The sequence below is a fragment of the Citrobacter sp. RHBSTW-00881 genome, from assembly GCF_013728515.1.
GTDB classification, from domain to species: Bacteria; Pseudomonadota; Gammaproteobacteria; order Enterobacterales; family Enterobacteriaceae; genus Citrobacter; species Citrobacter braakii.
On the sequence record NZ_CP056269.1, the window covers coordinates 685884 to 696956 of the forward strand.

Consider the following 11073-nt stretch of genomic DNA (forward strand, 5'->3'; position numbering starts at 1 on the left):
TCCTTAAACGATCGGGTTGTGGACGGTGACCAGCTTTGATCCGTCCGGAAACGTCGCTTCAACCTGAATATCTGGGATCATCTCCGGTACGCCTTCCATCACCTGATCGCGGCGCAGGATGTGACGCCCGTCTTCCATCAGCGAGGCCACAGTTTGACCATCGCGTGCCCCTTCCATGATGAAAGCGCTAATTAGCGCCACCGATTCCGGATAGTTCAGCTTCAGCCCGCGGGCCAGGCGACGTTCTGCCACCAGCGCGGCGGTAAACAGCAACAGCTTGTCTTTTTCTCTGGGGGTCAGTTCCATACGGGGTCTCTTAGGTTTGCCAGATTCGCGGTACTACGGGCGGTTTGTGTGTCAAAAGCGGGCGCAGAAATTGCCAAATGTCACGCATAACGCGCTGAACAATCAGGTTGTCGTCGGCAAGAAAGCGGATCGTCAGCAGTGAGTCGTTAAGCGTTGCCCCGGCGTAATCGCCAAGCGGCGTCAGCCGCTCGCGCGTGCCTTCCAGCATGTTTTCAGTGGCCGGATAACACAGCAACGTACCGACCCAGGGATGGTGCGCGACGCCGCTCAGCTCCCCCTTCTGCAACTGCAAGCGCTCTATCAGCAGCGGCTGCCCATTTCGCCACACTTCCAGACGGTTTTGCAGCGTGCCGTGGCTGAAGGACTCCTGCATAACTGGTCGCCCGAGGCACAGCAGATCCCAGGCCAGCAGTCGACTCTCCGACGCGATGTGAAAGACGGACTGGATAGTGGCGTTGGCGCCAGGAAAGAGGATCGTATCCTGGGGGAGCCACTCCAGCGTGGCGTGCGGGGCGAGCGTGAAATGTTGGAGCAGCAACGCTTGCGGCCCACCGCTGCGATAAAACTTTCCCGCGCCGGGCTGGGTGATTAACGCATGGCTGTTTTCGTTGAGAGTTACGGCAATGTGTAGTTCATCCCCGCCGACGATCCCCGCGGGTGGATGAAGCAAATAGAGGTGGCAGACGTCCTCTTCCGGGTAAAACGGACGCTGAACCGTCAATGGACCATGATGACGCGCCGAGGCGAGCACCGTGTTGTGCCCAGTGCGGGTGAAATGCAGATCCAGTTCGGCCTGCCAGCCCCGTGTGAGTGTCTCGTGCGCAACCGTGTCCAGAGCGTTTCCCTTATCAGCATGAGGGTGTTTGCATACAAAAAAGTATGCCTCAGCGCATCGGGAAATCGATCATATGAGAAGCTTATGGATAAAGGGGCGACAATATGCCGCCCCAATGGGGTTTTACAGTAAAACGAGGGGCATCCAGACCAGACCGGTAATCACCAGCAGCACAAGGAAAATCAGGCCAAAAATAGCACCGAGTCGCCAGTAATCTACCGTCGGCAAATAGCCGCTGCCGTAGTAGATAGGGCTAGGACCGGTGGCATACGGGGTCAGAATGCTGCCGAGACCAATGGCTGCGCCGACCATCAGGCAGAAGACCGGAAGTGGAATTTCCGGCATTGCCAGTGCGGCGGCAATCATCATCGGCGCCAGGGCGGAGGTATACGCCGTGGCGCTGGCAAAGAAGTAGCGCAGCAAATAGAACACCACAATGAGCGCCACCATCACCATCATCGGCGAATAACCGCTCAACCCGTTTGCCAGCAGCTTGCCGAACCAGGTAATAAAACCGGTGTTATTGAGCCCGGTCGCCAGCGTTATCAGCGAGGCCAGCCAGAAAAAGACGTTCCACGCGGCTTTATTACTGACGATGTCATCCCAGCTAATGATGCGCAGTACCAGCATCAACGCCACTACGCTGTATCCGACCATCGCGGCGTCAATGTAATCGCCGCCGAAGATCCACAGCACCAGTGCGCCGACCATCAGCACCAACATCTTTTTCTCGCGTGCGCAGAGCGGTCCCATTGCTTTTAGCTCGGTATCCGCCCAGCGCGGAACCTGATCGCCGGATTTCAGCACCGGTGGATACAACACGTACGCCAGCCAGGGCACAATCAGCACCAGTAAAATACTCAGCGGCAGCATGCCTAAGAACCAGTCGCCCCAGCTCAGCGCCGTGTGTGACGCGCCTTTCATCAGGCCGATTAACAGCAGGTTCGGTGCCATCGCCGTTAAGAAAATGGCGCTGGTGACGCAGTCGGCGACAATGCCCATCCACATAATGTACGAGCCAATGGAGCGAGAACTGGCGCTATTGGGCTGCGAGTTATACAGCGGCGGCAGGTTGCGGATAATCGGGTAGATTATTCCGGCCCCGCGCGCGGAGTTGGATGGCGTGACGGGAGCGAGGATAAGCTCAGAGAACATCACCGCATAGCCGAGAAACAGCGTCCGGTGCCCCATCTTTTTCACCAGCATCAGCGCGATACGTCGACCGAGCCCGGTTTTCTCATAGCCGGTACCAAACATAAAGGCCGCGAAGATAAGCCAGATTACCGAGTTTGAAAAACCTGATACCGCCCATGACAGCGATTTGGCGGTAAATTTAAAACCGTCCTGCGCGAGTTGCTCCGGGCTGAACAGCAGCCACGGTGAAAGGACGGCGATGATCGAAATGCCAATCATCGCTACCACCGCGCCCGGTACAGGTTCCAGAATAAGCCCCACAATCACACCGGTAAAAACGGCAAAATAGAGCCAGGTGTGGCTCTCAAGGCCGTTGGGGACGGGCAGTACAGCTATAATGGCGATGACCACCAGCGGAGCCAGGTATCGCCACCAACCAGCTAAAGGTGCCATTGTTGTATCCCTACGAAAAGGGAGAGGCGCAGCGCCTCTCCGGGAGGGTTATTTGATGTAGTGCACGTGCTCGCAGATTTCATCGACGATAGGATCGCGACGTTCAGCGAACAGCTTTTTGTTTTCGGCGATCAGGTTATTGCCGTGGGTATCGATGGAAACGATCAGCGGGCCGAACTCTTTAACCCGACATACCCACAGGGACTCCGGCATGCCAAGTTCGGTCCAGTGTACCTCTTCGATCTCTTCAACCTGGGTTGCCGCCACGACCGCACAACCTGCCGGGAAGATTACGTGCAGCGCTTTAAACTGTTTGCAGCCTGCTTCCGTTAGCGGTCCCATGCCGCCCTTGCCGACTACCAGTTTGACGCCCGTCTGCTCGATAAAATCTTTCTCAAACGCTTCCATACGCATGCTGGTGGTTGGGCCAACGGAGACCATCTCCCATTTTTCACCGTTCTTACGTACGATGGGCCCCGCGTGGAAAATGGCTTTGCCGTTCAGGTCATAAGGAATCGGGCGCTTCAGTTCGATCAGGCGGCGGTGACACACGTCACGGCAGGTCACCAGCGTACCGGTCAGGTAGATGACATCGCCAACGCGAATGTCGGCCAGATCTTCGGCTTTGATCGGGGTTGTGAGGATCTTTTTCATAACGCGCTCCGGGTGTGAGACAGGTTTTCGAAGGAGAGGTCAGCATGAACCAACAGCGTGCCGCGACGGTGTGCCCAGCAGCCGGTAGAAACGGCAACGCCGATAGTCGACGGATGGCGTGCGGCGGATTCGATATGCACGCCCATCACCGAGCTATTCCCGGTCAACCCTTGCGGGCCAATGCCCAGACGGTTCAGCCCTTCTTCCAGACGCAGTTCCAGTTCGGCCGCTTTTGGATTCGGATGACGTGATCCGATAGGACGTAGCACCGCTTTACGAGAAAGGACGGCGGCGGTTTCCACGGAGGTGGCAATACCTACGCCCACCAGCACTGGCGGGCAAGCGTTGACTGCCAACGTGGAGATATTTTCGAAGACAAATTTCACCACGCCCTCGTAGCCTTCAGAAGGCATTAACACTTTTGAACGTCCCGGCAGCGTACAACCGCCGCCTGCCATGTAGACTTCGATTTCCGCGTCGTCGTTATCAGGGATGATGTCCCAGGTGACCCACGGCACACCGGTACCGGTATTTTTGCCGGTATTCACTTCGTCAAAAATCTCGACCGCGTTATGGCGCAGCGGCGCTTTTACCGTGGCGTCTTCAACGGCCTGTTTCAGGATGCTTTGCAGTTCGCCCAGCAGCGGAAAACGGGAGCCTACCTTCACAAAGAACATAATCTCGCCGGTGTCCTGACAGGCCGGACGGTTCAGGTCGATAGCTTTCTGCATGTTGTCAAACATGGTGTGGTAGATGATTTTACCCATCGGCGAAGTTTCGCCTTCACGCAGCTGTTTTAATTTATCTACGACGTCGTCAGGCATGCGGGTAGAAATCATGGCGGTAAAATCGGCGACAATGTTTGTCAGCGTAGTTATCGCATTTTGGTTATTTTGATTGCTCATCTTGTTAACTCCAGTTCTTTTATTTATCTGGAAATAAATTCTCCGCCACAAACTAACACTAAAAATGTGGGTTTATATTATTTGCCACTGTGAATATCCAATTAACAGATCGTGAATGATGTTCAGATAAGCAATAAAAATTGCGCAAAGGCAGGGTTTAATACGCATGAGGGAATTACACTGCGGTTAACAACTTTACGGATATACCGATCATGCTGAACACGTATCCCCTCGCGAAAGACCTGCAGGTCCTGGTTGAAATTGTTCATAGCGGCAGCTTCAGTGCCGCCGCCGCGGCGCTGGGCCAAACACCCGCGTTTGTGACGAAACGCATTCAGATCCTTGAGTCCACGCTGGGGACGACGCTGCTAAGCCGCTCCGCGCGCCGCGTGACACTCACGGAGAGTGGTCAACGTTGTTATGAACATGCGCAGGCTATTCTTGCGGGCTATCAGCATCTGGTCGATGACGTCACGCAACTCAAAACACGCCCGGCAGGGATGATTCGTATCGGCTGTAGCTTTGGCTTTGGGCGCAGTTATATTGCACCGGCTATTACCGAACTGATGCATAGCTATCCTGAATTACAGGTGCATTTTGAACTTTATGATCGGCAAATTGATTTGGCGCAGGATAATATCGATTTGGATATTCGTATTAATGACGAGATTCCGGATTATTATATTGCGCATTTGTTAACGAAAAATAGAAGAATATTATGTGCAGCGCCGACGTATTTACAAAAATACGGTGAGCCGACAACGCTGCAGGAATTAAGTCGTCATGATTGCCTGGTCACTAAAGAACGCGATATGACGCACGGGGTGTGGGAGCTGGATAACGGCCAGGAGAAAAAGTCGGTCAAGGTGGCGGGACATCTTTCCTCTAACAGCGGCGAGATTGTGTTGCAGTGGGCGCTACAGGGAAAAGGGATTATGCTGCGTTCCGAATGGGACCTGCAGCCGTTTCTGGCAAGCGGTGAACTGGTGCGCGTGCTGCCGGACTATGCGCAAAGCGCCAATATCTGGGCGGTTTATCAGGAGCCGCTGTATCGCAGCGTGAAGCTTCGGGTGTGCGTGGAGTTTCTGGCGACGTGGTGCCAGCACCGATTAGGCAAACCGGTAGAGGGGTATCACATTCCCCACGCCGGATAAGACGCTGTGGCGTCGCTATCCGACATTAAAATCACTCTGGGTCTCTTTCGCGTTTTTTCTTCAGCTTGGTCCAAATCTTTGGCTCCTGACGACGCCACAGACGCTGAATGTTGTCATGGTGGCGTAACAGAATTAAGCACGACAGCATGGACACCGGGAAAGTGAACTGGGGATTGAACCACCAGACGTAAAAGGGAGCGATCAGCGCGCTGACGATAGCGCCTAATGATGAATAGCCGCTTAATAAGACGGTCAGCAGCCAGGTTCCGGCCATCACGCCGGTTAAATCCCAACCAATCGGCGCAATTGCGCCAAAGGCGGTGGCAACGCCTTTCCCACCTTTAAAGCCGAAGAAGACCGGCCAAATGTGACCCAGACAGGCGGCGATCGCGATCAATCCCAGCCAGAAGGGGCTAATGCCTAGCGCATAGGCACCCCAGACGGGTAACATACCTTTCAGGACGTCGAAAATCAGCACCGCGACGGCGGCTCCTTTGCCACCGATGCGCAATACGTTTGTCGCGCCCGGATTCCCAGATCCGCTGTCACGCGGGTCCGGTAATCCAGCAAGGCGGCATACCAGAATAGCACTGGAAATTGAGCCACAGAGGTACGCGAAGATAATCATTCCAGGCGCGATTGCACTCATAAGCTGTTCCGTTTTGAAAATGTCGTGTAAAACGCTACTTCTGTGGATAATACGCATATTTCGCCGGAAGTGGTATCCGGGTTAGCCAAAAAGCAGGCAGGTCGTGATGGATATTGTATTTATAGAGCAACTTTCTGTAATCACCACTATTGGTGTTTACGACTGGGAACAAACGATCGAACAACAGTTGGTGTTCGATATCGAAATGGCGTGGGACAACCGTAAATCGGCTAAAAGCGATGATGTGGCTGATTGCCTGAGCTATGCTGATATTGCTCAAACGGTTGTTAATCATGTGGAAGGCGGGCGCTTTGCGCTGGTCGAACGCGTGGCGGAAGAGGTGGCGGATCTGCTGCTGAGCCGTTTTAATTCTCCATGGGTGCGGATCAAACTCAGTAAACCTGGCGCGGTAGCCCGTGCGGCGAACGTCGGGGTTATCATTGAGCGTGGCAATAATCTGAAAGAAAATAATTAAAATAATAATATCTAAACCAAACGGGTATAAAAGGGTCTTTATGTCGGCTCGTTTTCGCCGTGGTTTATCTATCTAGAGGTTCATTAATGAGTGATATGCACTCGCTGCTGGTGGCGGCAATTTTAGGTGTGGTCGAAGGATTGACGGAGTTTTTACCCGTTTCCAGTACCGGCCATATGATTATTGTTGGCCACTTGCTGGGTTTTGAGGGTGACACCGCAAAAACATTTGAGGTGGTTATCCAGTTGGGCTCTATCCTGGCGGTCGTGGTGATGTTCTGGCGACGCCTGTTTGGCCTGATTGGCATTCACTTCGGTAAGGTCCCACATGAAGGCACTGGCAAAGGTCGGCTGACGCTGGGCCATATCCTGTTGGGGATGGTTCCTGCCGTCGTACTGGGACTGATTTTCCACGACATCATCAAATCGCTGTTTAACCCGATCAACGTCATGTATGCGCTGGTGGTAGGGGGCGTGCTGCTGATTGCCGCAGAATGCCTGAAGCCGAAAGAGCCGCGTGCGCCGGGTCTGGATGATATGACTTATCGCCAGGCGTTTATGATTGGCTGTTTCCAGTGTCTGGCGCTGTGGCCGGGTTTTTCTCGTTCCGGGGCGACGATTTCTGGCGGTATGCTGATGGGAGTAAGCCGTTACGCGGCCTCCGAATTCTCCTTCCTGCTGGCCGTGCCGATGATGATGGGCGCAACGGCGCTGGATCTCTACAAAAGCTGGACGTTCCTCAGCGCATCAGATATTCCGATGTTTGCAGTTGGTTTCGTGACGGCGTTTATCGTGGCGTTGGTGGCGATCAAAACCTTCCTGCAGCTGATTAAGCGCATCTCGTTTATTCCGTTTGCGATTTACCGCTTTATTGTGGCGGCAGCCGTTTACGTCGTGTTCTTCTGATTTTGCTAGCTTGCCGGATAGCGGCGTTAACGCTTATCCGGCAATGCACTGTCTATGCTTTTGGGCAACGTTGTTCTTTCCAGGCGGCCACCGCCGCGATCCGACGCCGGGTCAGTTCCTCGCGAATAGCCTGACCTTTGAATCCCGCCTCAACGACGTCTTTCGTTGGTACCGCCTGCGCAACCTGCCAGGCTTCACGCAACAGCCTGCCTTGCGGATAATCCGCCGCTTCAAAACCGGTTCGCCCACGCACGTCGGCCTCGCTGGTCAGGGCGATTTGCTCCACGCGCTGCGGTTTGCGCCAGGCATCGATGGAATCAAACAGCTTAACGATGGTTTTCGGCTGCAGGATCGGGAAGGTATGAATGAGGTCGTGGAACTCGGCTACCAGTTTGGCTAAATCACGGATGTCATTCGGCACGCGCAGGCGTTGGCACAGTTGCTCGACCAGCTTCACGCCAGCCGGACCGTGACCGTGGTGGCGTGGCCACAGCGCTTTTGGCGTCAATGCCTTGCCAAGATCGTGGCACAGCGTGGCGAAACGCACGTCGACCTCCGGACTTAACATGGCCGCCATCGACAGCGTCATCAGCGTGTGAATACCGGTATCAATTTCAGGATGCCATTGCGCGGGCGCGGGAACGCCAAACAGGGCATCTACTTCCGGAAACAGGACGTGCAGTGCGCCGCAGTCGCGCAGGACCTGAAAAAATACCTGTGGGTTGCGGGTGGTTAAAGCACCTTCTGTTTCTTTCCACACCCGCTCTGGCGTCAGGTGTTCCAGTTCCCCTGCGGCGTTCATATCGCGCATCAGCGTCATGGTTTCTTCAGCGATACGAAAACCGAGGTGCGCATAGCGGGCAGCAAAGCGCGCCACGCGCAGCACGCGCAATGGATCTTCGCTAAAGGCGGGGGACACATGGCGTAGCAGACGGTTTTCCAGATCGTCGCGTCCGTTATACGGATCGATAATCTCGCCGTCGTCATCGCGGGCCATTGCGTTGATGGTCAGATCGCGACGCTGAAGATCAGCCTCCAGCGTCACATCCGGCGCGGCGTAACAGGTGAATCCGGTATACCCCGAGCCTGATTTGCGTTCGGTACGCGCCAGCGCATACTCTTCCCGGGTTTGCGGATGCAGAAACACAGGAAAATCGCGGCCTACCTGCTGGTAGCCCGCGTCGAGCATCTCTTGCGGCGTGGCGCCGACAACAACCCAATCTTTATCTTTAATCGGTAGCCCTAATAACGCATCCCGAACAGCACCACCGACAAGATAAATCTTCACGCCACTTTCCTTTTGAAATTATGATCCCTTAATCATATGCCAGTGTGGCGGAGAAGGCGATTCAGTTCATCCAGCGATCTTTACGTTTACGGCTGGGGATCATGTGTGGCAGAACCAGGCCGAGCAACAAACCAAGACCTAGCACGCCGCCGCCGTACATAAACCACTGCATGATGATGGTGCGCTGTTTGTCATCAAGCTGAAGGTTGGCTGCGCTGACCTTCTTTTGCGCCACGATAAGCTCGTTCCTCAGCTTCTGGTTTTCTTGTTTCAGCCCGTCGATTACGCTGTCGCTTTGCGACACTTTTTGCTGCATATCGGCGGTGCGCTGATTCCACGTGGTGTCGATATTATTGAGCTTATCGGTCAAGGTCTTAACCTGGTTTTCCAGATCGGGAACGCGGGTACGCAGGCTCGGCGTACTGTTCAGCTCTTTCAGTGGGATCCAGGCGGTACGTCCGGTGCTGTCTTTCACCTGGGCGTAGTTAGTGTTGGCATCGGTCTGTAATAGCGTGACTTCCTCGCCGGCGTTAACCGTACCCACGAGGCGATAATTATCTCCCGGACCGCTGCGGACCCAGGTGTTCAGTTCGTCAGAAACATAGCGCTTTTCTTCGGCATGAGAGACTGCAGTGGCGCTAAGTGCGAGTAAAGTTAATCCAATCAGGCGTAATTTTGGCATCAGGCTGTCGTTATTGTCATAGAAAGTGGAACGATAGTAGTGGCATCAGTGTCTCTACGCAAAGCATTCGACATCAATCGGAATCATCTGTGTCCTTTTTGCCACCACTCGAAACTTTTACGCCCGTCAAATTGCTCGTTGCATGGCAATTTGGCGCAAAATACTATCTACTGACCATAAAGAACGAGCTTAGTTCGCAGTCAGCTTTCTCAACTGTGACATAACCCATAAGTACAAGACCATGGCCCAGGAAATCGAATTAAAATTTATCGTCAATAGTGACGCTGTAGATGCGCTACGTGAACGTCTGAATACGCTGGGGGGAGAGCATCATGCGCCCAGCCAGTTGCTGAATATCTACTACGAAACGCCCGATGCGTGGCTGCGTGGTCACGATATGGGGCTGCGTATTCGCGGTGAGAACGGTCATTACGAAATGACCATGAAAATTGCAGGACGAGTGACGGGCGGCCTGCATCAGCGGCCGGAGTTTAACGTTGTGCTGAACGCGCCAGAGTTGGATCTCACCCTGTTTCCAACGGAAGTCTGGCCTGATGGCGAACTGCCCGCTGAACTTGCCTCTCATGTACAGCCGCTCTTCAGCACCGATTTTTACCGTGAGAAATGGCACCTTGATATCGACGGTAGCCGCATTGAAATGGCCCTCGATCTCGGGGAAGTGAAAGCGGGCGAGTTGGCTGAACCTATCTGTGAGCTTGAACTGGAGCTGTTAAGCGGCGATACCCGTGCGGTATTGAAGCTGGCAAACCAGCTGGTATCGCAAACCGGTTTACGCCAGGGCAGCCTGAGTAAAGCGGCGCGCGGCTATCATCTGGCTCAGGGGAATGCACCGCGTGAACTCAAACCGACGCGCATTTTGAAGGTTCCGGCAAAAGCGAGTATTGAGCAAGGGCTGGAAGCGGCGCTGGAGCTGGCATTATCACAGTGGCAGTACCATGAAGAGCTGTGGGTGCGCGGCGTCAAAGGGGCGAAAGCCGAGGTGCTGGCTGCGATGGGCCTGGTGCGTCACATTCTGATGCTGTTTGGCGGTAATGTGCCGCGAAAAGCGAGTGCTCACTTACGTGATTTGCTGACCCAGTCGGAAGCGATCATTGCGTCTGACGTTTCTGCCGTTTCCGCGGTTTACAGCACGCAAACGGCGATGGCCAAGCTGGCGCTGACCGAATGGCTGGTGACCAAAGGGTGGCAGCCGTTCCTTGATGCGAAGGCGCAGGGTAAAATAGCCGACTCCTTTAAGCGTTTCTCAGATACCCATCTCTCGCGCCATGCTGCTGAACTGAAAACAGCTTTTGCTCAGCCGCTGGGCGATCAGTACGCCGATCAACTTCCGCGCCTGACGCGCAACATTGATAGCATGCTGATGCTGGCGGGATACTACGACGAAAAGGTCGCATCGGAATGGATCGCCACCTGGCAGGGTTTACGTCACGCCATTGCGGCCAACCAATACATTGAAATTGAACACTTCCGCAACGAGGCGATCGCTTTGGAACCGTTCTGGCTGCACAGCGGAAAACGATAATCAGGGTGAGGCCGGGATGCCTGATGGCGCTGCGCTTATCAGGCCTACGCGATGGGCGGAAGCGGCATGCAGGCTGGATAAGGCAACATG

12 protein-coding genes are annotated in these 11073 nt (G+C 54.5%); 4 read left to right on the top strand and 8 right to left on the bottom strand.

Features of this window, described 5'->3' with window-relative positions; translation table 11 throughout:
• Positions 1-3: 3 nt before the first annotated feature.
• The 5 genes from HV311_RS03375 to ttdA all read right to left on the bottom strand — a co-directional run bounded on the left by HV311_RS03375 (position 4) and on the right by ttdA (position 4287).
• Positions 4-306, bottom strand: coding sequence for an urease subunit gamma (locus HV311_RS03375; protein WP_019077709.1), 303 nt, complete (start codon positions 304-306; stop codon positions 4-6).
• A 10-nt stretch (positions 307-316) separates the two neighbouring features.
• Positions 317-1141, bottom strand: a complete 825-nt coding sequence (locus HV311_RS03380) for an urease accessory protein UreD (protein WP_220131812.1) — start codon at positions 1139-1141, stop codon at positions 317-319.
• Positions 1142-1264: 123 nt separating this feature from the next.
• Complete coding sequence (locus tag HV311_RS03385) at positions 1265-2728, bottom strand: anion permease (RefSeq protein WP_049283285.1); 1464 nt, start codon at positions 2726-2728, stop codon at positions 1265-1267.
• A 48-nt stretch (positions 2729-2776) separates the two neighbouring features.
• Entirely contained in the window at positions 2777-3382 is a 606-nt protein-coding gene (gene ttdB / locus HV311_RS03390) for a L(+)-tartrate dehydratase subunit beta (RefSeq protein WP_016154539.1), read from the bottom strand.
• Complete coding sequence (ttdA, locus tag HV311_RS03395) at positions 3379-4287, bottom strand: L(+)-tartrate dehydratase subunit alpha (protein WP_016154538.1); 909 nt, start codon at positions 4285-4287, stop codon at positions 3379-3381. Before ttdA ends, ttdB begins: the two co-directional genes overlap by 4 nt.
• A 212-nt stretch (positions 4288-4499) precedes the next feature.
• Between ttdA and ttdR the strand changes: the two genes are divergently transcribed.
• Positions 4500-5441 carry an L-tartrate utilization transcriptional activator TtdR gene (gene ttdR / locus HV311_RS03400; protein ID WP_191220707.1) on the top strand — a complete coding sequence of 314 codons (942 nt, stop codon included), beginning with the start codon at positions 4500-4502 and terminating at the stop codon, positions 5439-5441.
• A 31-nt stretch (positions 5442-5472) separates the two neighbouring features.
• Here ttdR and plsY read toward each other — a convergent pair whose 3' ends face one another.
• Positions 5473-6090 (bottom strand): glycerol-3-phosphate 1-O-acyltransferase PlsY, encoded by a 618-nt coding sequence (plsY, locus tag HV311_RS03405; RefSeq protein WP_016154536.1) that lies wholly within the window; start codon positions 6088-6090, stop codon positions 5473-5475.
• A 106-nt stretch (positions 6091-6196) separates the two neighbouring features.
• Here plsY and folB point away from each other — a divergent pair, with 106 nt between their 5' ends.
• Together folB and bacA are read left to right on the top strand one after the other, a co-directional pair.
• Positions 6197-6565: a bifunctional dihydroneopterin aldolase/7,8-dihydroneopterin epimerase gene (folB, locus tag HV311_RS03410; protein WP_003828442.1), complete on the top strand. Its 369-nt coding sequence runs from the start codon at positions 6197-6199 to the stop codon at positions 6563-6565.
• A gap of 86 nt (positions 6566-6651) precedes the next feature.
• Positions 6652-7470, top strand: coding sequence for an undecaprenyl-diphosphate phosphatase (gene bacA / locus HV311_RS03415; RefSeq protein WP_016154535.1), 819 nt, complete (start codon positions 6652-6654; stop codon positions 7468-7470).
• Positions 7471-7522: 52 nt separating this feature from the next.
• Here the strand turns inward: bacA and HV311_RS03420 are convergent, their stop codons facing one another.
• Together HV311_RS03420 and HV311_RS03425 are read right to left on the bottom strand one after the other, a co-directional pair.
• A complete protein-coding gene (locus HV311_RS03420) occupies positions 7523-8758 on the bottom strand; it encodes a multifunctional CCA addition/repair protein (protein ID WP_047414044.1) in 1236 nt (411 codons plus the stop codon).
• A gap of 61 nt (positions 8759-8819) precedes the next feature.
• The gene (locus HV311_RS03425; RefSeq protein ID WP_016154533.1) at positions 8820-9440 is read right to left on the bottom strand and encodes a TIGR04211 family SH3 domain-containing protein; all 621 of its coding nucleotides are present in this window, start codon (positions 9438-9440) and stop codon (positions 8820-8822) included.
• 241 nt (positions 9441-9681) lie between these two features.
• Here HV311_RS03425 and HV311_RS03430 point away from each other — a divergent pair, with 241 nt between their 5' ends.
• Complete coding sequence (locus HV311_RS03430) at positions 9682-10983, top strand: CYTH domain-containing protein (protein ID WP_191220708.1); 1302 nt, start codon at positions 9682-9684, stop codon at positions 10981-10983.
• The last annotated feature ends 90 nt before the right edge of the window (positions 10984-11073 follow it).